This window comes from Flavobacterium sp. Flavsp81 (assembly GCF_059491325.1).
This window is the reverse complement of sequence record NZ_CP168505.1, coordinates 2666792-2687313: the sequence shown is the minus strand read 5'-3', so window position 1 is coordinate 2687313 and position 20522 is coordinate 2666792. Positions and strand designations below refer to the sequence as shown.

Genomic DNA, 20522 nt, shown 5'->3' with positions numbered 1-20522 from the left:
TTTGTTTATGAATATTTTGATTGTTGAAGACAATAAAGAACTGGCTGCAGAGGTATATGATTTTTTATGTAATGTGGGCTATATATGCAAAATTGCAAATACCTGCAGTGATGCTCTTGAAGAGTTAAACAGTAATGATTTTGATGCGATGCTGTTAGATCTTGGTTTGCCTGACAGAGATGGTTTTGAGGTTTTGAAAGCACTTCGAAAAACCAAATCGAAAACAGCAGTAATTGTAATAACCGCCCGTGGCGAATTAGATGACAGAATTAACGGCTTAGATCTTGGAGCAGATGATTATCTGACAAAGCCGTTTGCCTTAACCGAATTAAGTGCCCGTTTGTTTGCTGTAATTAGGAGGATGCATGGTTTTACACAGAATGATTTGATGATTCACGGATTTTCGTTGCAATTACAGGATTACAAGGTAAATTATAACGAGATACCTATTAATTTGACTAAAAAAGAGTTTGATATTTTTCAATATCTGGTTTTGAATAAAAATCGTGTGATTACCAGATTGCAATTAACAGAACATATTTGGGGAGATATCCTTGAAGTGAATTCAGATTCTAATTTTATTGATGTTCACGTTAGAAACCTTCGAAAAAAACTCGATAAGCATACCGGAATAGATTGGTTTGAAACTGTTAGAAATGTTGGTTATCGTATTAATGAATAAATAAAATACTGTGAAAATAAAACACCAGCTGGCCATTTTTAATGCACTAACCCGATTGTTGGTGATTTTAATTTTATGGTTAATGCTGCCTATTTTGGTTGAAAAAGTAGTTTACAAGCATATAAATAACAGTTTATTGGAAAAAAAGAAAAAGTTTATTGACAATTTGGACCAGAATGAAATCAATGATTTTATTGTTCGAAATGATTCTACAGAAACCTATTCACAATTTTCAACACTGCACAGTGAATTTTTAATACTTTCCAGATTACCTCCAAAGACTAATAAAAAGAATTTCAAAACCCTTTTTATAAATGATTATCGCGTTATCGAAGGAGAAATGAATGAATACAGGATATTACAGTATCATTTTATTTACGGAAAAATTGACTATCAGCTTGAAATCGGAAGCAGCTTAGAAGAGATTAATGACCTGACATTCATAATTCGGTTTTTTATCCTGATTGTTTTTGTAATAATCGTTTTGATCACTTTTTTGGCTGATACTTTCTATATCGAATATTTATTAAAACCTTTTTATAAAATTATCGACACAAAAATCAGGCGTGTCAACCAGCCCGAAGCTTTTGATCATACGCCAATAAAAGCAGGATCGAGAGATTTTAGGGAGCTGGATTTTGTTTTAAATCAAATGATGGATCGTATTGCAGAACTTTTCAAAAAAGAAAAACAATTCATTTCTAACGTTTCGCATGAACTGCTGACTCCAATTGCATTACTTAAAAATAAATTCGAAAACTTACTGCAAAATGATTCTCTGGATAATAATGCGGTAGATAAGATTGCCGGCTCGCTTAAAACATTGGATATGCTGAAAAAAATCATTAATAATTTATTGTTGATTTCCAGAATCGAAAATAATCAATATGAAGCCAATGAAGAGATTTATTTTTATGAAATCATAACCGATATGAAGGAAGATCTTCAGGACAGAATTGAAGATAAAGAAATTAATTTCTCTAATATTATGAAGAATGATTTCAGTTTTAAAGGCAATAAAACGCTGATTCATATTCTGATTTATAATTTGATAATTAATGCAATCAAATACAATCTGCCAAAAGGTGAAATTATTGTTTCTGACGGATTTTTAAATAATCAATATTTTATTTCAATAACCGACACAGGTATTGGTATGGATCCTTCTCAACTGGAAAAAGTATTCAATCGGTTTGCCAGAATCAGTTCTGATCAGGATGGGCAGGGCTTAGGGCTCGCAATTGCAGACAGTATTGCTTCTTTTCATCATATCGAAATAAAAGTTACTTCACAGATAAATCAAGGAACAACTTTCACGCTTTTGTTTCCGGAAGCCATAAAACCTAATTAAAAGTTAATTTTTCCCTGATGGTTTAATCTTCATTTAGTCTTCATTTAGTGAATATATCTTTGAGGTATAATAAATGAAATAATAACAATCATAAAAACTAGGATCATGAAAAAATTAGTAATGTTAGCAGTAGCTGTTTTAGGAACTGCAGCAATGGTAAATGCACAAACAACCCCAGCTCAAACTGCTCCGGCAAAAGAAGTAAAAGCTCCTAAAAAACATAAAATAGCGGAGAAAAAAGCCGGGAAAGAAGAAACTGTTAAGTCAGAAACTTCAAAGGCTAAAAAATAAACGACATTTGTTTACTCTGTAAACTTTGTTGTGGATTAAAATGGTTTTAAAAAATTTGGTAGATGAAAAGCTGGTAGAGAAATCTATCAGCTTTTTGTGATTATTTGAGTTAAAATTTTGGTAATAAAAAGCGATACAATTTTCATTCTTTGTTACTTTGCTTAAAACTATAAACTAATGATCATTCGTTTTGTAATTCTTTGTGCTGTTTTCTTATTCATTGAGTTTTATTCCTATCAGGCCTTTCGTACACTTATCAAATTAAGATGGGTTTTAGTGGGTTATCAAGTTGTAAGTTTGCTGCTTTTAATTTTTATCATCTATTCTTTTACTCAGTTTGATCGTTCTGTAGGGCAAACAAAACAGACCATGTTTACAATGGGCCTGATGCTTTTGGTTTATGTTCCAAAGATTATAATTACGCTTGTTTTGTTGGGTGAAGATATTTTCAGATTAGGGGCAAGTATCTTAAATTACTGTATGTACAATGCTCCACGAACAGAAATAATGCCTGATAGACGAAAGTTTATTAGTCAGATAGGTTTAGGTTTGGCAGCAATTCCTTTTCTGTCGTTGATTTACGGAATTTTTGAAGGGAAATATAATTTTAAGGTTATTAAACAAACGGTATTTTTTCCTGATTTGCCGGATGCCTTTGATGGATTTAGAATTACTCAGATTTCAGACGTACACAGCGGAAGTTTCGATAATGCCGAAAAAATAAATTATGCTATTGATTTAATTAATGAGCAGGAATCGGATATGATTTTGTTCACAGGTGATATCGTAAACACACATGCGACAGAAATGCATCCCTGGCTGGATACATTTAATAGAATAAAAGATTATAAATATGGTAAATTTTCGGTTTTAGGAAATCATGATTATGGTGAATATGTAACCTGGCCTTCTGAAAAGGAAAAAGACGAAAATTTTCAGGCAATAAAAAAACTATACGACCAAATTGGATTTAAATTGTTATTAAATGAACATACTTATATCCAAAAAGGAGAGGATAAAATAGCTTTGATTGGTGTTGAAAATTGGGGTAAAAATTTTAAAATGGCCGGGGATCTAAATAAAGCTTCACAACAAGTAGCGCAAGGAGATTTTAAAGTTTTAATGAGCCACGATCCGAGTCATTGGGAATATGAAATAAAAAATCATCCTAAGAACTTTCATCTTACCTTGTCAGGTCATACACATGGCATGCAATTTGGTATTGAAATTCCCGGATATTTTAAATGGAGTTTAGCAGAATACATTTATAAGCAATGGGCTGGGCTGTATGAAAATGTTGGCCGATATGTTTATGTGAACAGAGGCTTTGGTTTTCATGCCTATCCGGGACGAGTTGGTATCATGCCGGAAATAACAGTCATTGAACTAAAAAAGGGTCATAATGTGGCTTAATTCGGCAAAAATGCTACATTTGTATAATGTTAATCTCTTTTTAGTAGATTTAAAAATTTAATTTTTGGTTTTATGTCAAAATTTGGAGAACTAATAAATGCTCAGGTCCCTGTGTTGATTGACTTTTACACAGATTGGAATGAATCGTCAGTTTCTATGCATCCTGTTATTAAGGATGTTGCGGCAGCACTTGGTGATAAAGCCAAAGTAATCAAAATTGATGTTGATAAAAATCAGGAACTGGCAGAAGCTTTACGAATCAAAGGACTTCCTACTTTGATGATTTATAAAGAAGGACAAATGATCTGGAGACAATCCGGAGAACTGGATGCTAATACCATTATAGGAATTGTTCAGGAGCAGTTTGGTTTATAAAAGATTTTCTCTACTGATATTGTTTAAGTAACAATATCAAATACAAATCCATTTTCCTTCAGAAAACTCAAAGTTTTAGGTAATGCAAATTTTAAATTTTGTGATGCTTTTATACTGTCATGGAAAACAATTACACTTCCTGATTTTACATTTTTTACAACATTTTCAAGACACTTTTCAGGACTGATACTCTGGTCAAAATCGGCGCTTAAAACATCCCACATAATTATTTTGTAACCTAATTTTCTTAAGAGTCTCGATTGCTGCCTTTTAATCTTTCCGTAAGGTGGACGAAACAATAACGACGGAATGTATTTTTGGGATAGGATTTCCGCACATTTCTTTACATTTTGAATATATTCATTCGTTTCGCTTTTCCAGCCATTCATGTGGTTCATGGTATGATTTCCAATCGAATGATGTTCTTGTTTTATTTTCAAAAATAACTCCGGATTAGAATCTATGTTTTTTCCAATACAGAAAAATGTAGCCTTGATATCGTGCTTTTTTAATTCAGCTAAAACCCAATCTGTAATTTCGGGAGTTGGGCCATCGTCAAAAGTGAGATATATTTTCTTTTCATTGTTAGGAATATCCCAACAATATTTAGAAAACACTCTTTTTATAAATGCGTTAGTTTTTACCCAATAAAAGCTCATTTTGAAAGGATTAAAAGATATGTAAAATTAAAAAATGCAGCGCTATTTATCAAACAGTGCTGCATTTTTTTAATTACTATATTTTTTGTATATTATTCTTTTTCACGACCAAATCGTTCAAAAACGTTTACGTAGGTGTTAAAAGTTGTTTTGTGATTGTTATAAAAGGCCAAATCTTTGTTGTCTTTCATAACCTGAAGCAAGCTTCTGTAACGCTCAATATCTGTTATAATATCAATGGCTAAATCAGATTGGTCACCTGCACTTAAAGTCGCATAATAATTAAGGTTTTCTTTGTATTTCTGAACCAGTTTATTTAATAAATCATGTGCTTTTTCTTTTTCCCCAACCTTGTAATAACCACTGGTGAAAGGCTCAACAAGTGAATAATATCCGAATTTATCTAACGGCATTTTCGTTATTGCCAGATTGATAACATTTTTGGCTTTCTCTATTTTGCCTTCTTCGATAAGCTGATTCATCAGGCGAGAAAGATTGGTACGATAGGTGATACTGTTTCTTCTGGTTTCAGGATCATGATAGATTTTGTCACTGTTGCTATTTCCCCAGTCCCATTTCATTACGATGTCATACATTTTATCGGCATCAATTTGTCCCATATCCATTGGTCCGCCGTCTTTTGAAGGGGTGTTTTTTACAGGTACTAATTTATACACCATCCCATCAAGCTGTAAATAGTCTTTAAGCCATAAATAATCTTCATCATCAAAAGCACCGCCACTAAAATAAATTGGTCTTTTCCAGTTGTTATTAGCTAAAATATCCAACATCATTAAGCGATTTTTGTAAAGAGCACTTCCTTTGATATCGATATCCATAAAAGGTACTATAGAATCATTATATTTAGAATTAACTACCTTGTTTTTGATAATGATGTTTTTATCTACCGGAATCCTAATTTTATCTGTTGGATAAAAGTGAATGGTCTGACCGTTTTGTAAACCTACAGTAGATTTTGGATTTTTAATGAATTTGATAAAATCTTTAATATCCCAACGGGTTTCTACTTTCTGAATATGGGCTACATAATCTAATTTATCCCCAACATATTCGTCATGTGTGAAAGATATTGGCAACGGGTCAGATTCATAAGCTTTGGCTTTCATTTGATCAATGTACCAATCGGTCATGAAAAGACTTGTGTTTACTATTTTTACATCTGTCCTGATGCCTTCAATTTCCTGTGCATACCATAGGGGGAAGGTGTCATTATCACCAATAGTAAACAGAATGGCATTTTTATCGCACGAAGTCAGATATGCTTTTGCCATTGCAACGGCTGTATATTTACCGGATCTGTCATGATCATCCCAGTTTTGAGAAGCCATTAAGACAGGAGCTGCTAATAAACTTCCGGCAATAATAATTGGACCTGCAATTTTTGGGGCAAGATATTTTTGAAGAGATTCATAGAGTGAATATACCCCGAAGCCTATCCAGATAGCAAAAACATAAAAAGAACCAACTAATGCATAATCTCTTTCGCGAGGTTCAAAAGGTCTTTCGTTCAAGTAAATTTTGAGTGCAATTCCCGTAAATAAAAATAAAGCTAAGAGAACATAAAAACTTTTAAGGTCTTTATTTGCATGATACATAATTCCGATAAGCCCTAAGATGAAAGGCAGGAAAAAGTAAACATTTCTTCCTTTGTTATTTAAAACATCTGTAGGTAAATTATCCTGTGAGCCTAAGTGTAACGAATCTAACGGCTTAATTCCGCTGATCCAGTTACCGTCTAAATTATCATATTTTCCCTGAACATCACTTTGGCGCCCTACAAAATTCCACATCAAATATCTCCAGTACATGTATCCGAATTGATATTCAAACATAAAACTGAAATTATCAACTGTTGATGGTTTTTCGATGATTAAATAATCGCCGTAACTTTTTAAGAATTTTACATAACCTTCATTATCGATTTGCTTTTGAGCATACGCTTTTCTGAATTCTGATACTGTTTTTTCAACCTCATTGCGTAGTTGAGCAGTAGCTTTGTTATATTCTTCCTCAGATAATTGGCTGGCATCAATTCCGTATTTTGCTAAATCATCCTCGTAAGCATAATTAGGATTTATTTTGAATTGAGGAGGATTTGTAAAATTGATATAGTTTTGAATATGCTGCGTTTCTGTACTCCACATTCTAGGCAGAATCGTTTTTTGATTGTCATCGCTATTCTGATCTGCATTTTTATAATTGTTGGTAATAATATATTTACCGGTTTTATAGTCTCTTTCGTAGTTGGGTTTTTTATCTAAATACGGTGTTTCTGCATCCAATCCTGCAAATACTTCGGTATATTGAGGTCCATAAAACAAAGGGTTCACACCATATTGTTCACGATTATAATATGCTAAAACTTCTGTAGCATCTGATGGTTTGTTTTCGTTGATTACTGTATTTGCATTAGCGCGAACAGGCAGCATCATCCAGGTTGAGAAACCTATTAAAATGAATAAGATGCAAAGAATAATAGTGTTGTAAAAAACGAATCCTTTTTGTTTAGTATATTTTAATCCAAAATAAAAGAAAGCAATAAAAAGTAAAGCAACAAAAATGGTTCCTGAATTAAAAGGTAATCCCATGCTGTTTACCATGAATACTTCGGTTTTGCCAAAGAAAGCCATGGTTAACGGAAGAAGCAATTTGAAAATAAATAATAAAATGGCAATTACTATAGCATTTGCAATAATGAAGTTTTTTATAGTGACTTTTTCATAGTGCTTAAAGTAATAAAGAAAACCAATGGCAGGAATAGTTAACAATGCCATAAAATGCACTCCAAATGAAAGACCAATAACAAGCGAAATAATTAATAGCCATTTGTTTCCTTTTGGGTCATCCATGTCTTGTTCCCAACGTAAGCCAAGCCAAAAAAGCAATGCAATTAATAATGAGGCCATAGCATAAACTTCGGCTTCAACAGCATTAAACCAGAAACTGTCCGAAAATGCATAGGCTAAAGCTCCAACGAAAGAGCTCCCTAAAATTACAATTGAATTATTTTGATCAATTTCGGCAAATCGGGCTACAATTTTTTTCAAAATCATAGATGAAGACCAAAATAAAAATAAAATAGTAAAGGCACTTGAAAAAACAGACATCATGTTTACCATTACTGCAACATGCTGATTGTCTATTGCAAACATGGCAAAAAACGCACCCATCATCTGATATAAAGGAGCTCCGGGAGGATGTCCAACTTCAAGCTTAGCGGCTGTTGCAATATATTCGCCACAATCCCAAAAGCTCATTGTAGGTTCAACAGTTAATGTATAGGTTGTTAAAGCGATTGCAAATGCAAACCAACCAATAATTGTATTCCATTTGTTGAAATTGAATTGTGCCATATTTTGGTGTTAAATTTTTGAATATTTTGATGATACAAAGAAAATGTTTTTTTGTGTAATGAAACGAGCATTAACAAAAAATTCTACAAAACTATTTAATAAAAGTAAACTATTGTTTATGAAATACTTGTGACCTTATTCTGAATTTTAAAGAAAAAAAAATGAAAAAAAATGAAAATTTTTGATCAAAAAGTTTGCACAAACTAAATAAAGCTTTAAATTTGCACTCGCTTAACCGCACTGCTGGTCTATGGTGTAATGGTAACACAACTGTTTTTGGTGCAGTCTTTCAAGGTTCGAGTCCTTGTAGACCAACATAAAAGCCTCTCAATCGAGAGGCTTTTTTTATTCCTTGTTTTTTTCTTAAGAGAATTTAATATAAACAAAAAAAAGTCCTGAAAATTTTTCAGGACTTTTTTTATGATAAAAAATTATTTCTGCTCTTGCTTTTTGATGTCATTCACATACTTGGTAAGCTTTTTACCGTATAATGAATTTGCTACTTTAGGTGTCATAGATTTTTGAATTGTATCTAAAAACCTAATGTTAATATCGTAAATCTCTGCTAAAGCTATATATGGTGCTATTTCGTGATCTTTATGGTTGATAGCGAAGTTGGTCGCGAATAAATATTTTCGTTTAGTACTTGAATTTCCTTTCTCTACAAGGCTGTCAATAGCTTTTTGATCCTGTCTTTTTAAAGCTTTGAATTTTGCTTCAATTAACGAAAGGTTTTCATCATTAAAGCGAGAGCTTATTTTTTTATATTCTTCATATAGTTCATGGTTTTTTGAACCTGTAATTTTTGCTCCATTTATAAAATTATCAAGATTTGCTTCGATATTTATATTTCCCGGCTCAGCAAAAAACATAATATTGTTATCTAATGAATTGGTTACACCACGATCCAGAAATAAGTATAGCATTTCAGGAGATTTTAATTTGATAGTACTTTCAAATGCTGAATTACCATCAATTTTAATAGTGTCTATGGCAACAAGTGCAGTGTCAACAACTCTCTGGATATATAAAGTCCCTTTTTTTAAGCCTTTTATATTTCCGGAAATGTGTAAGCCGTCTGTTGATTCTTTTTTGTCACATGAGATTACTAATAAGGCAATTGCAATAAACGCAATAATTGATTTTTTCATTATTTTTTAGATTTTGCTGCAAAATAAAGAAATTTTTTAAATGAGGTGGAAGTGATAGGTTTATTTTTTTAGAATAAATTCTATCCCTTATAAATTTCTTCTTTTTCCAAGTTTAAACAGATATGAACTACCGGCTAAAAACTATATCCTATCTTTGCAGGCTCAAAATTTTAAAATAAAATAAAAATGTTACAAAAAAATGTCCTGAAAGGAGTTTTTCTGGTCGCTTTAGGCGCTACAAGTTACGGTATGCTGGCTACTTTTGTAAAAATGGCCTACAGCGAAGGTTTCACTACTGCCGAAGTTACTACTTCTCAATTTATACTGGGTATTTCAGGGATTTTGCTGATTAATGCTTTTCAAAAAGTGAAGCATAAAGAAAATGTAGTAAAAGCTACCCGTAAAAATATTTTTAGTTTAATGCTTGCAGGAACTTCATTAGGCATGACCAGCTTGTTTTATTATCTGGCTGTAAAGTATATTCCGGTTTCAATTGGTATTGTTCTCCTTATGCAAACTGTTTGGATGGGGGTTTTACTTGAAATGATTTTAGAAAAAAAACTGCCGTCGCTTCAAAAAATAATAGCTGTATTTATTGTTCTTGTCGGGACTGTATTAGCGACCAATATTATTAATAATGATATTGAATTAGATTGGCGGGGAATTGGTTGGGGGATTCTGGCAGCTGCATCTTTTACTGCAACAATGTTTACTGCTAATCGTGTAGCAACCGAAATTTCTTCGGCTCAACGAAGCCTGTATATGCTTTTGGGTGGAGCTGTTATTGTTTTTTCGTTTGCCTTTGCAACACAGAACACTCCTTTCAATTTGGCTATTTTTATGAAATGGGGAATTATTCTTTCGCTTTTTGGAACAATCATTCCTCCAATGCTTATGAATGCAGGTTTTCCGTTAACCGGAATTGGTTTAGGAAGTATTGTTTCGGCACTTGAACTGCCGGTTTCTGTAATGATGGCATTTGTTTTATTAAATGAAGAAGTCATTTTTTTGCAATGGATTGGGATCCTGTTTATTATTTTGGCTATTATTATTATGAATATTAATTTCACGAAAAAACGAATTGATTAAATTGTAAAATAAATCATACTTAAATACATAAATGTCTTTAGTTTTTTATTAAATTCGTGCTAAAATTGTGATTATATGGAGTTACCCTGGCACTTATATTTGATGGCTTTTCTTTATATTATTGCAGGGATTAATCATTTCAGAAACCCCCGAATGTATTTTAAAATCATTCCTCCTTATTTTTCAAATCCCAGGCTATTAAATATTTTAAGCGGAGCTGCCGAAATAATTTTAGGCATTTTTCTGACTCTTCCTTTTTTGACCCATTTTTCTGCCTGGGGAATCATAGTATTGTTAATTGCTGTATTTCCGGCAAATTTATTCATGTATCAGGAGAAAAAAGCAAGCTTTGGTTTACCAAAATGGATTTTATTACTACGTATGCCGTTACAGTTTTTGTTGATTGTATGGGCATACCAATATACCTGACTATTAACCATTAATTAAAAATTATTTATTATGAAAAAATTATTTGCCGAATTTTTCGGAACGTACTGGCTTGTTTTTGGAGGTTGCGGAAGTGCACTCTTTGCAGCCGGAATCCCGGATTTAGGGATTGGATTCGTGGGTGTTTCTTTAGCATTTGGTTTGACAGTATTAACAATGGCATATGCTGTTGGCCATATTTCAGGAGGGCATTTTAATCCTGCAGTAACTTTAGGATTGTGGGCTGGTGGAAGATTCCCTGCAAAAGATCTGGTTCCGTATATTATAGCACAATGTATCGGGGCTCTTGCAGCTGCCGGAACATTGTTTGTTATCTGGTCCGGAAAAGCGGGAAATGTAATTGATAATACCAGAGCCGGTGCTTTTGCTTCTAATGGTTTTGGAGCATTTTCGCCGGATGGTTATTCAATGTCATCTGCTTTTATTGCCGAATTTGTACTTACTTTCTTCTTCTTGTTAATAATATTGGGTGCAACAGATAAATTTGCAAACGGAAGATTTGCCGGAATCGCTATCGGATTAGCTTTGACATTAATTCATTTAATAAGTATTCCAATTACTAATACTTCCGTGAATCCTGCAAGATCATTATCTCAGGCTGTTTTTGCCGGAGGAGAACCATTATCGCAAGTTTGGCTGTTTTGGGCAGCTCCGATTTTAGGAGCAATCGTGGCTGGATTTATTTATAAAACAATATTGCAAAATCACAGCGAAGCATAATATAATTCAATTACTAACATTAAAATTTAAAATTATGGAATTTTTGTATTTTTTACTTATTGGAGCAATTTCGGGATGGTTAGCGGGCCAGGTTTGGAAAGGCGCAGGTTTTGGATTAATTGGCAATATTATCGTTGGAATCGTTGGAGGATTCATTGGTGGCTGGATTGCAGGCAGGTTTGGAATTGGTGGTGGCGGACTTCTTTGGCAGATCCTAATTGCCGTTGGTGGAGCATGGGTATTATTGTTTATAATCAGCCTGATTAGAAGATAAATATTTCAGAAAGTAATTATTTTAAAAAGAGAAAATCTTGTATTTATATTTGATTTTCTCTTTTTTATATAAGACAAACCTTAATTTTAAAGATGATTTTATTAGGAACAAATAAAACATAATCGTTGGAGTTAATACTTATTTGGCAGAAGAAGAAGTAACAAATTGAAAAATTTATTAAAAAATCTGTTCTAAAAATCAAGACTCGCAAAAAATACCTAAAATCAGTAAAAAAAATATACCCAATCTGATGAACTAATTATTTTTTTTATTAATATTGATACTTAAATTGAAAATCAATCTATTAATCATTAATCTCTATTTTGAATTAATTTTCACGTGATGAAAAAGAGTAACCGCAAAGAATTGAATTGGGAGCAAACTGAAAAACTTGTTTCGTTGGCATTAGAGGAAAGGAACCCATTTGAAATTATTAAAAAAGAATTTGGATTTTCAGAAAAAGAAATTCTGGAAATAATGAAAAAGAAAATGCCTCTTGAAAAATTTGAGATGTGGAAAAAGAAGGCAATTGCAAATAAACCAAAACCAAAACCAGCTAAAATAGATGATTTTGATGAAGATTTGGACGGAAAATACTATATAAAAAATAAACTAGACTAATATCAAGCTCCTGAAATCACAGGAGTTTTTTTATTTATACCTAAATAGTGTAACAGTTTTCCATTTTGGAAGACTCATACACAAACTTAAACTCTAAACAATGAAAAAAATAATTTACACATTCGCTCTTGCAGCAGCTTTTTGGAGTTGTAAGACAGGGAGCGGATCAGGCTCTGCAAAAAATAATACAGTAGCTGTTAACATTAATCTTACTGACGTAAAAGATGATAAGGTTTTGGTAACCGTTACAGTTCCTGAAATAAAAAAGGATGAAGTTATTTACAGTATCCCCAAAACTGTTCCCGGAACATATTCTACCGATAATTATGGTAAATATTCGGATGATTTTAAGGCTTTTGATGCTAAAGGAAATACTTTAACCGTAAAGAGAATTGATGATAATTCATGGTCTGTTTCGGATGCAAAAAAATTAAAAACCATTACCTATTTAGTTGGAGATACTTTTGATACTGAAAAAGGTACCGGTTTTGGTAATGACGATGTGTTTTCACCAGCGGGAACAAATATCAATGCAGGTAAAAACTTCCTTGTAAATACACATGGTTTTGTGGGGTATTTTCAGGATAAACTAGACGTTCCTTACAAAGTTACTATTACACATCCTGAAACACTTTGGGGGGCGACTTCTATGACAGACGAAGATGCCAGTAAAACCAGTGATGTTTTTGTGACACCGCGTTACGCTTTTTTAGTAGAAAATCCGATAATGTATTCTAAGCCGGATTACACTACATTTAATGTTAATGGAATGGATATTTTAATAGCTGTTTATTCTCCTACAGGAAAATTTACCGCTGAAAGTATTACGCCGGAAATGAAAACAATGATGACAGCTCAAAAAAACTTTTTAGGAAAAGTAAATGCTACTAAAAAATATACTGTTTTATTGTATTTGTCAAGTTTAGCAAAAGATGATGCCCATGGTTTTGGGGCTTTGGAGCATCCTACAGCCACTACTGTAGTTCTTCCTGAATCAATGCCAAAAGAACAATTAGTAGAATCGATGAAAGATGTGGTTTCTCATGAGTTTTTTCATATTGTAACTCCGTTAACAATCCATTCAAAAGAAATTCAGTATTTTGATTATAATGCACCAAAAATGTCCGAACATTTATGGATGTATGAAGGTGTAACAGAGTATTTTGCCAATCTTTTTCAAATCAATCAGGGGCTAATCAATGAAACTGAGTTTTATACTCGTATTGCTGGTAAAATTGAAGGAGCAAAAAGCTTAAATGATACAATGCCATTTACAACAATGAGTAAAAATGTTTTAGAACAGCCTTATAAAGACCAATATTTAAATGTATATCAAAAAGGGGCATTAATAGGGATGTGTATTGATATTATTATTAGAGAAAAAAGTAATGGAGAAAGAGGAATTCTTGATTTAATGCACAAATTATCAGAAGAATATGGTGTTAACAAACCATTTAATGATGATGAACTTTTTGCGAAGATAACAGAATTGACTTATCCTGAAGTAGGAGAGTTTTTAAAGACTTATGTTGCAGGAACAACCCCAATTCCTTATGATGTTTATTTAGCAAAAGTAGGAGTTACTAAAGCATCTGAAAAAACAGCAGGGCCAGTTTTCCTAAAAGGACAAACTCCATATATAGCTATTGATCCAAAAACGAAAATAATAAGTGTTCGTTCAGATATTGAATTGAATGCATTTTTTACCAACTTAAAACTTAAAGGGGGAGATATTATTTCGTCAATAAATAACAAGCCATATACATTGGATAATATTTATGATTTAATTGGAGAGAGTGAAAATTGGAAAGAGAATGACGCTGTTACAGTTCAAATAAAACGTGCCGGTGCTGAACAAACAATCAAAGGAACAGTAAAACTTCCATACGAAGAAAAAGAAACTTTTAAAGCTACTGATGCATCTAAAGATAAACTTAGAAATGCATGGCTAAAAGGTTAAGATAAAGTAATTGAGAAAAAAAGCCCCTAAATTTATTTTTAGGGGCTTTTTGTTTAATGTTAACTAGTTTTTTAAATATTTCTCTAAGAATTGATCTTGTTCCCAAAGCAAATGCAGAATATTTTCTTTAGCAACATAGCCATGGGCTTCTTTAGGTAAAATTACCATTCTTGCAGGACCTCCTAATCCTTTTAAAGCCTGGAAATAACGTTCTGTCTGCAAAGTAAAAGTCCCGGGATTGTTATCAGCCTCACCATGAACCAATAAAATTGGCGTTTTCATTTTATCAGCATTCATAAAAGGAGACATTGTATTGTAAACTTCCGGACTTTCCCAATAATTCCGCTGTTCTGTCTGAAATCCAAAAGGGGTCAATGTTCTGTTGTAGGCTCCGCTTCGTGCAATTCCACAAGCAAAAAGATTAGAATGTGTCAATAAATTAGCGGTCATAAAAGCGCCGTAGGAATGTCCTCCAACAGCAACTTTTTTACGATTAATATAACCCAGAGCATCAACTGCATTGATTGCAGCTTCGGCATTATCAATCAATTGTGAAATGAAATTATCATTAGGTTCTGTAGTGCCTTCACCAATAATAGGAAAAGCAGCATCATCTAAAACAACATATCCTTTGGTTACCCAATACACAAATGAACCGTAGTAAGGAAATGTAAATTCATTTGAATTTTGGGTGGACTGCCCCGCACTGTTTTTATCTTTATATTCTGTAGGATAAGCCCAGATTAATAAAGGCAGTTTCTCTTTTTTTACCTTATCATAACCTGCCGGTAAATATAATGTTCCTGAAAGTTCAACACCATCTTTACGTTTGTATTTAAGGACTTCTTTGCTGACATTTTTAATACTTTCAAATGGATTTTTAAAAGACGTAATTGGTGTCAGGATGTTTTGTTTTTTGATGTTTCTGAAATAATAATTCGGATATTCACTTTTTGATTGGATCTGAACTAAAACTTTTCCGCTTTTAAAATCTTCAATTTCCATTATATCTTCTTTTTTGTCTTTATAAGCAGAAGTGTAAATGTGCTTAGATTTCAATGTTTTTAAATTGAACTCATCTATAAACGGATATTGGCCGTCTTTAGTAAAACCTTCACCAATACGGTATGCATTATCATTCTCTATTGCTAATACATATTTGTTGTATTCATTTTTTCTGGTTTCAAAAACACCCGGATCCGAATAAATATCCTGTGAGTTTCTATCCGAAATTACTTTTGGCTGCTCTTCAGAATTTGATGGGTTTACCAAATATGTTTTAGTATTACGAGTGTCATACCATTCATCTGTGACGATTGCTATATTGTTATTTCCCCAGGTGATGCTATTAAAACGCTGAGGTGTTTTTATTAATGTAGTTGGATTATTTGCAAAAGGTGCTTCCCAAAGAAAAACTTCGTCTCTAAAATCTGCTTTTTTAGCAGGATCTCCTTCATCTAAAGCTACGACATAGGATAAAGTCGCCGGTTTATCATTTCTCCATGTCATTTCTCTTTTTCCTTTTCTGACAGCCATAAAACCCTTTGGGATTACTTCATTTAAAGGAACTTCATTTACAATTTTTATTTCTGCTCCGTTTTTATCATAAACGACTGTTTTGGATGGAAATCGGTTTAGCGGAACTACATATGAAAACGGTTTTTGAATAGTAGTCAACATAATATAATTTCCGTCAGGCGAAATTTTTTCTCCGGCATACATTGCTGCTTCTTTAAATAAAGCAGCAGTTCCGTTAAGATTGATTTTATATAGTTCAGAAGTAATAATGTTTTCGAAATTAATCTCATCATTTTTGTTTTTCAACATATCAGGATAAGTTCTGTTTTGAGATTTTTCTCCGGAAGTATTTGAAATTATCGGCCCTTTTGGGAGGTCTTTTTTAGAATCAACTAATGGCTGTCTGTTTTTAGGCAGCATTTTTACCAAAATAGTTTCGTTGTCTAAAAACCAGCTAAACGGATTGCCAAGGTTTGCATTTACAGTTGCCTCGGTAAGTTTTTTTGCATTTGCACCGGCAACATCTAAAACCCACAGTTCAACGCCGGAATTTGTAGTATGCGAAAACAAAATTTTCTTATCGTTGGGCGACCAGAGTATATTGCTTATTTTAGGATTGTCCGGTAATCCTGTCACTTGTACTTCATTAGTACCATTTATTTTTCGTACTTTTAAATTATTGATGTAGGTTACAGTGCTTGAAATATTTGTTATGGGATTAATTCTTAAACCGCCTAAACGAAGCTCCTCCTGATTTAGATCATCTAAAGTTTTATAGGTACTTCTGTATGATAAAAGCATGTACTCTTTTTTAGTATCCATTGATACAGAAGGTGCTCTTTCGTAATCTGCCAAATCCAAAATAGATTTAGGAGGTTTTTGATACGTTAGGTTTTCTTGTGCGAAAGCAATACAGCCAATGTTCAAAAACAAGAGCAGACTAACCTTTAATTTCATAATTTTAGTTTTTTATTGTTTAAAAAGTGTAATTATTACCTGTTGGGGATGTAACTCAAATTGGCGTCATCCTGAGCAAAGTCGAAGCCCTTCTTTGATAATAAGCCTTCGACTTCGCTCAGGATGACAATGATTTCTGGAAGTATAAAATGTTTACTCAAAACTTATACTTTTAATCTATTTGTTTTTTATATCAAATAAGAGCTTTAATGAATTACCCAACAGGTTATTATTAATTAGTCTAAAGTATTTTAAACTTGTTACATTCTTGTTTACATTCTTGTGTTATTGATTAAGTTTTTTGATTTTCTAAACAAAAGCGTCTTTTTTAGAAAAGTATAATTATAATAAAAAAAATTAAAAATTTATCGAATTGTTAATTACGAAAAAAGTAGTAATTTGTACGATAATGTTTTAAAGTATGTTTAAATTTGCAGTCCAATTTTTAACAAATAAAAAAAGAATATGTATCATTCAAAAATAGCTGGCTTAGGATATTATGTTCCTTCAAATGTTGTGACAAATGATGATTTGTCTAAGATTATTGATACCAATGATGAATGGATCCAGGAGCGAACAGGAATTCAGGAGCGCAGACATATTATCCGTGGAGAAGATACCACAACTTCAATGGGGGTTAAGGCTGCTAAAATAGCAATTGAACGTTCCGGCATAGCCAAAGAAGATATTGATTTTGTAGTTTTTGCAACATTAAGCCCGGATTACTATTTTCCAGGGCCTGGGGTTTTAGTACAACGTGATTTAGGATTAAGAACTGTTGGAGCTTTAGATGTTAGAAACCAATGCTCTGGTTTTGTATATGCAATCTCGGTTGCTGACCAATATATTAAAACCGGAATGTATAAAAACATTTTGGTAATTGGTTCTGAAGTGCATTCAACAGGATTAGACATGACAACTCGTGGCCGTGGTGTTTCGGTGATTTTTGGAGATGGGGCAGGAGCGGCAGTTTTAAGTCGTGAAGAAGATTTGACAAAAGGAATTTTATCAACACATTTACATTCAGAAGGACAACATGCCGAAGAATTAGCTTTGCAGGCACCAGGAATGGGAGCACGCTGGGTAACCGATATTTTAGCAGATAATGATCCGAATGACGAAAGCTACTATCCATATATGAATGGTCAGTTTGTTTTTAAAAATGCAGTAGTTCGTTTTGCAGAAGTTATAAACGAAGGTTTGGAAGCAAATGGCCTGCAGGTTTCGGATATTGATATGTTGATTCCGCATCAGGCAAATTTGAGAATCTCGCAATTCATTCAAAATAAATTTAAATTGTCAGATGATAAAGTACATAATAATATTCAGAAATATGGAAATACAACTGCTGCCTCTATTCCGATTGCTTTGACAGAAGCCTGGGAACAAGGGAAAATTAAATCCGGTGACACAGTTGTTTTAGCTGCTTTTGGAAGCGGATTTACCTGGGCAAGTGCTATCATTAAATGGTAATTTAGTTTTTACAATATTATATATGCCTGCTTCGTTTTGAGGCAGGTTTTTTTGTATTCGTTTGTCAGGCTGAGCATTCTATGATAAAAAACAACAAAAAGTACTAAAAAATTACGATGCAAATTTATAGGTATTTATATATGGAGTTTCCCTTGCTATAACAGCAAAGACCCTGCTTATAAGTTTGCATCTGATATTATTTAAAACCAACATTGAGTTTTTGCCTTCCACTTTTTTCTTATTGTAATATTCCTTTAATTGTGGATCATATTTTAATGTTGTCATAGCGCACATTTGCAATAGTGACTTCATTTTTTTATCAGCCATATGATTCACTCTGGTCCTTCCTTTTACACTGGAACCAGAGCTATGTTCAAAAGGGGCAACACCAGAGTAACAGGCAAATTGCCTCCAGTTTTTAAACGCTGTAAATCCTTTTGTTGCAATAATCAAATACACGCTGGTTTGTTCTCCGAGCCCGGGAATTGATCTGATAAGTTGGATTTGTTTGGTTAATTGATCGTTTGATTTAATTATTTCTTTAATTCTCGACTCAATTTTATTGATCGAATTTTTAATAGATTTAGCCAGAGCCTGGTTAATTTGAGATACTTCCCTGAAAATTATTTTATCTGTAAAATCTTTATTTTCTTTTGTAGCTTGTATAAGCAATAAGGCTTTTAGCATTTTTCTCTTTCGGTATAAAGAATTTTTAGTTTTTGAATCTCTATGCCTGTTAAAGTAAATAGTTTTAATTTATCTATGTTTCTGTAACTGTAATAAGAAATATCCCTGGCATCAATTTTATCATTTTTTCCTCTTGAAATTCCTTTTGATTTTTTTATTTCAATCGCAGGAACAATCCATAAATCCAGATTGAGTTTTACTGAAGCACTTGATATATGATTGGTATAAATACCTGTGTTTTCACAACAAAAAAGAATATATTCTTTATTAACCTGCCTGCTCATATTTTTGATAAAAACAGAAATGTTTTTGATATTATTTTCTATGCTAAAATGCTCTGACCTAAGAGTTGAAGCATCAAGAATATTAATATCTAATTTAGCTTTTGATACATCAATGCCGACATAAAATGAATACTTTTTCATAACTTTGAATTTAAGATAAACAAAAATGTTGAACTTCTTTAGAGCCTTTATTAGACCGCTATGTCTATCATTCTATTTGAAGCAATTCAACGGGATTCAAGGGGAAGGCAGAGGACTAATGCACAGCATAGTTCTTAACTAGCGGAGTCGAAAGTTCACCTCTGCTTTCCTTTGAATAAATTTAAAGCTTTTTATCAAATCCAAAGTAAAGGCGGAGTCGAAGCCCATTCCAATTGACAAGCTTTCGACTCCGCTCAGGATGACAGTTGGATTAAATAGATATTTAGTAATTATATTTGTCAGGAGGAATTGAAGCTTTTTAAAATAAATAAAATGAAAAAAAATCAACTCGAGATAGCCTGTTTTAATTATGAATCGGCATTGATTGCTGAAGAAAAAGGTGCAGACAGAATCGAATTATGTGAGAATATGAAATTAGGAGGAACAACACCTAATTATATTTTAGCGGTAAGAGTCAGGGAGAAATCAGCTATCAAAATGCATGTGATAATACGGCCACGGGGAGGAGACTTTGTCTATTCTGATGAAGAGTTTGTGGAAATGAAACAAGATATAAAACAATTCAAGAAATTAGGAGTTAATGGTTTTGTTTTCGGAATCTTAAATTCGGATGGAAGTGTAAATAAAACCAGAAACCATGAATTGGTTTATTTGGCACAACCGCTTCCCTGTACCTTTCATCGTGCTTTTGATGTTGTAACAGATATCGAGCAATCCCTGGAAGATGTGATTGATTGTGGTTTTAAAACAATTCTGACTTCCGGACATGCTTCAAGTGTTGAAGAAGGAATTTTTAATTTGGAAAAAATTCAAAAATTAGCAAAAGACCGAATTGAGATTATGCCCGGTGGAGGTTTGCGATCTTCAAATATTAAATTATTACAGGATAAATTAGACCCCACTTTTTATCATTCATCAGCTATTACTGATAATTCAGAAACAGCAAATCCGGAAGAAATAAAAGAATTGCGAAATTTTTTATAAATAAAAAAGGCATGGAGTTGGCATACTCCAGGCCTTTCTTCTACAAAAAT

At 32.8% G+C, this 20522-nt stretch carries 19 protein-coding genes and 1 tRNA gene; 14 read left to right on the top strand and 6 right to left on the bottom strand.

Annotated features, from left to right (window positions below):
- Positions 1–7: 7 nt before the first annotated feature.
- The 5 genes from ACEN92_RS11150 (at position 8) to ACEN92_RS11130 (ending at position 4112) form a co-directional block, all read left to right on the top strand.
- A complete protein-coding gene (locus ACEN92_RS11150) occupies positions 8–682 on the top strand; it encodes a response regulator transcription factor (protein WP_495638463.1) in 675 nt (224 codons plus the stop codon).
- 10 nt (positions 683–692) lie between these two features.
- Positions 693–2033 carry a sensor histidine kinase gene (locus tag ACEN92_RS11145; protein ID WP_495638462.1) on the top strand — a complete coding sequence of 447 codons (1341 nt, stop codon included), beginning with the start codon at positions 693–695 and terminating at the stop codon, positions 2031–2033.
- A gap of 105 nt (positions 2034–2138) precedes the next feature.
- The gene (locus tag ACEN92_RS11140) at positions 2139–2324 is read left to right on the top strand and encodes a hypothetical protein (RefSeq protein ID WP_495638461.1); all 186 of its coding nucleotides are present in this window, start codon (positions 2139–2141) and stop codon (positions 2322–2324) included.
- A 177-nt stretch (positions 2325–2501) separates the two neighbouring features.
- A complete protein-coding gene (locus ACEN92_RS11135; RefSeq protein WP_495638460.1) occupies positions 2502–3737 on the top strand; it encodes a metallophosphoesterase in 1236 nt (411 codons plus the stop codon).
- 72 nt (positions 3738–3809) lie between these two features.
- Positions 3810–4112: a thioredoxin family protein gene (locus tag ACEN92_RS11130; protein WP_243230929.1), complete on the top strand. Its 303-nt coding sequence runs from the start codon at positions 3810–3812 to the stop codon at positions 4110–4112.
- A gap of 23 nt (positions 4113–4135) precedes the next feature.
- Here ACEN92_RS11130 and ACEN92_RS11125 read toward each other — a convergent pair whose 3' ends face one another.
- Together ACEN92_RS11125 and ACEN92_RS11120 are read right to left on the bottom strand one after the other, a co-directional pair.
- Positions 4136–4771, bottom strand: coding sequence for a polysaccharide deacetylase family protein (locus tag ACEN92_RS11125; protein WP_007803884.1), 636 nt, complete (start codon positions 4769–4771; stop codon positions 4136–4138).
- A gap of 92 nt (positions 4772–4863) precedes the next feature.
- Positions 4864–8145, bottom strand: coding sequence for a glycosyltransferase family 117 protein (locus tag ACEN92_RS11120; protein WP_495638459.1), 3282 nt, complete (start codon positions 8143–8145; stop codon positions 4864–4866).
- 244 nt (positions 8146–8389) lie between these two features.
- Between ACEN92_RS11120 and ACEN92_RS11115 the strand changes: the two genes are divergently transcribed.
- Positions 8390–8460: transfer RNA gene (locus ACEN92_RS11115), tRNA-Gln, on the top strand.
- 116 nt (positions 8461–8576) lie between these two features.
- Here the strand turns inward: ACEN92_RS11115 and ACEN92_RS11110 are convergent.
- On the bottom strand, positions 8577–9296 hold the full coding sequence (locus ACEN92_RS11110; protein WP_495638458.1) for a DUF4369 domain-containing protein: 720 nt from the start codon (positions 9294–9296) through the stop codon (positions 8577–8579).
- Positions 9297–9482: 186 nt separating this feature from the next.
- Here ACEN92_RS11110 and ACEN92_RS11105 point away from each other — a divergent pair, with 186 nt between their 5' ends.
- The 6 genes from ACEN92_RS11105 (at position 9483) to ACEN92_RS11080 (ending at position 14407) form a co-directional block, all read left to right on the top strand.
- The gene (locus ACEN92_RS11105; protein WP_495638457.1) at positions 9483–10385 is read left to right on the top strand and encodes an EamA family transporter; all 903 of its coding nucleotides are present in this window, start codon (positions 9483–9485) and stop codon (positions 10383–10385) included.
- A gap of 75 nt (positions 10386–10460) precedes the next feature.
- Positions 10461–10814, top strand: coding sequence for a DoxX family protein (locus ACEN92_RS11100; protein ID WP_495638456.1), 354 nt, complete (start codon positions 10461–10463; stop codon positions 10812–10814).
- 30 nt (positions 10815–10844) lie between these two features.
- On the top strand, positions 10845–11552 hold the full coding sequence (gene aqpZ / locus ACEN92_RS11095; RefSeq protein ID WP_495638455.1) for an aquaporin Z: 708 nt from the start codon (positions 10845–10847) through the stop codon (positions 11550–11552).
- Positions 11553–11586: 34 nt separating this feature from the next.
- Positions 11587–11826 carry a GlsB/YeaQ/YmgE family stress response membrane protein gene (locus ACEN92_RS11090; protein ID WP_495638454.1) on the top strand — a complete coding sequence of 80 codons (240 nt, stop codon included), beginning with the start codon at positions 11587–11589 and terminating at the stop codon, positions 11824–11826.
- A 342-nt stretch (positions 11827–12168) separates the two neighbouring features.
- Positions 12169–12447, top strand: coding sequence for a DUF2805 domain-containing protein (locus tag ACEN92_RS11085; RefSeq protein ID WP_495638453.1), 279 nt, complete (start codon positions 12169–12171; stop codon positions 12445–12447).
- Between the two features lie 100 nt (positions 12448–12547).
- On the top strand, positions 12548–14407 hold the full coding sequence (locus ACEN92_RS11080; RefSeq protein WP_495638452.1) for a M61 family metallopeptidase: 1860 nt from the start codon (positions 12548–12550) through the stop codon (positions 14405–14407).
- 63 nt (positions 14408–14470) lie between these two features.
- Here ACEN92_RS11080 and ACEN92_RS11075 read toward each other — a convergent pair whose 3' ends face one another.
- A complete protein-coding gene (locus tag ACEN92_RS11075; protein ID WP_495638451.1) occupies positions 14471–16882 on the bottom strand; it encodes a S9 family peptidase in 2412 nt (803 codons plus the stop codon).
- A gap of 465 nt (positions 16883–17347) precedes the next feature.
- Here ACEN92_RS11075 and ACEN92_RS11070 point away from each other — a divergent pair, with 465 nt between their 5' ends.
- Positions 17348–18355, top strand: coding sequence for a 3-oxoacyl-ACP synthase III family protein (locus ACEN92_RS11070; RefSeq protein WP_495638450.1), 1008 nt, complete (start codon positions 17348–17350; stop codon positions 18353–18355).
- Positions 18356–18466: 111 nt separating this feature from the next.
- On the opposite strand, the gene ACEN92_RS11065 is transcribed toward ACEN92_RS11070, so the two are convergent.
- Both ACEN92_RS11065 and ACEN92_RS11060 read right to left on the bottom strand, forming a co-directional pair.
- Positions 18467–19042 carry a transposase gene (locus tag ACEN92_RS11065; RefSeq protein WP_495638449.1) on the bottom strand — a complete coding sequence of 192 codons (576 nt, stop codon included), beginning with the start codon at positions 19040–19042 and terminating at the stop codon, positions 18467–18469.
- Complete coding sequence (locus ACEN92_RS11060) at positions 19036–19467, bottom strand: IS110 family transposase (protein ID WP_495638448.1); 432 nt, start codon at positions 19465–19467, stop codon at positions 19036–19038. Before ACEN92_RS11060 ends, ACEN92_RS11065 begins: the two co-directional genes overlap by 7 nt.
- A 333-nt stretch (positions 19468–19800) precedes the next feature.
- Here ACEN92_RS11060 and ACEN92_RS11055 point away from each other — a divergent pair, with 333 nt between their 5' ends.
- A complete protein-coding gene (locus tag ACEN92_RS11055; protein ID WP_495638447.1) occupies positions 19801–20472 on the top strand; it encodes a copper homeostasis protein CutC in 672 nt (223 codons plus the stop codon).
- Positions 20473–20522: the final 50 nt, after the last annotated feature.

What these genes read in the sequence shown, in the direction of transcription:
- ACEN92_RS11100 (WP_495638456.1), top strand. Translation starts at nt 10,461, where the DNA reads ATGGAGTTACCCTGGCACTTATATTTGATGGCTTTTCTTTATATTATT.
- ACEN92_RS11130 (WP_243230929.1), top strand. Translation starts at nt 3,810, where the DNA reads ATGTCAAAATTTGGAGAACTAATAAATGCTCAGGTCCCTGTGTTGATT.
- aqpZ (WP_495638455.1), top strand. Translation starts at nt 10,845, where the DNA reads ATGAAAAAATTATTTGCCGAATTTTTCGGAACGTACTGGCTTGTTTTT.
- ACEN92_RS11075 (WP_495638451.1), bottom strand. Translation starts at nt 16,882, where the DNA reads ATGAAATTAAAGGTTAGTCTGCTCTTGTTTTTGAACATTGGCTGTATT.
- ACEN92_RS11080 (WP_495638452.1), top strand. Translation starts at nt 12,548, where the DNA reads ATGAAAAAAATAATTTACACATTCGCTCTTGCAGCAGCTTTTTGGAGT.
- ACEN92_RS11110 (WP_495638458.1), bottom strand. Translation starts at nt 9,296, where the DNA reads ATGAAAAAATCAATTATTGCGTTTATTGCAATTGCCTTATTAGTAATC.
- ACEN92_RS11105 (WP_495638457.1), top strand. Translation starts at nt 9,483, where the DNA reads ATGTTACAAAAAAATGTCCTGAAAGGAGTTTTTCTGGTCGCTTTAGGC.
- ACEN92_RS11120 (WP_495638459.1), bottom strand. Translation starts at nt 8,145, where the DNA reads ATGGCACAATTCAATTTCAACAAATGGAATACAATTATTGGTTGGTTT.
- ACEN92_RS11055 (WP_495638447.1), top strand. Translation starts at nt 19,801, where the DNA reads ATGAAAAAAAATCAACTCGAGATAGCCTGTTTTAATTATGAATCGGCA.
- ACEN92_RS11070 (WP_495638450.1), top strand. Translation starts at nt 17,348, where the DNA reads ATGTATCATTCAAAAATAGCTGGCTTAGGATATTATGTTCCTTCAAAT.
- ACEN92_RS11060 (WP_495638448.1), bottom strand. Translation starts at nt 19,467, where the DNA reads ATGAAAAAGTATTCATTTTATGTCGGCATTGATGTATCAAAAGCTAAA.
- ACEN92_RS11085 (WP_495638453.1), top strand. Translation starts at nt 12,169, where the DNA reads ATGAAAAAGAGTAACCGCAAAGAATTGAATTGGGAGCAAACTGAAAAA.
- ACEN92_RS11125 (WP_007803884.1), bottom strand. Translation starts at nt 4,771, where the DNA reads ATGAGCTTTTATTGGGTAAAAACTAACGCATTTATAAAAAGAGTGTTT.
- ACEN92_RS11065 (WP_495638449.1), bottom strand. Translation starts at nt 19,042, where the DNA reads ATGCTAAAAGCCTTATTGCTTATACAAGCTACAAAAGAAAATAAAGAT.
- ACEN92_RS11140 (WP_495638461.1), top strand. Translation starts at nt 2,139, where the DNA reads ATGAAAAAATTAGTAATGTTAGCAGTAGCTGTTTTAGGAACTGCAGCA.
- ACEN92_RS11090 (WP_495638454.1), top strand. Translation starts at nt 11,587, where the DNA reads ATGGAATTTTTGTATTTTTTACTTATTGGAGCAATTTCGGGATGGTTA.
- ACEN92_RS11135 (WP_495638460.1), top strand. Translation starts at nt 2,502, where the DNA reads ATGATCATTCGTTTTGTAATTCTTTGTGCTGTTTTCTTATTCATTGAG.
- ACEN92_RS11150 (WP_495638463.1), top strand. Translation starts at nt 8, where the DNA reads ATGAATATTTTGATTGTTGAAGACAATAAAGAACTGGCTGCAGAGGTA.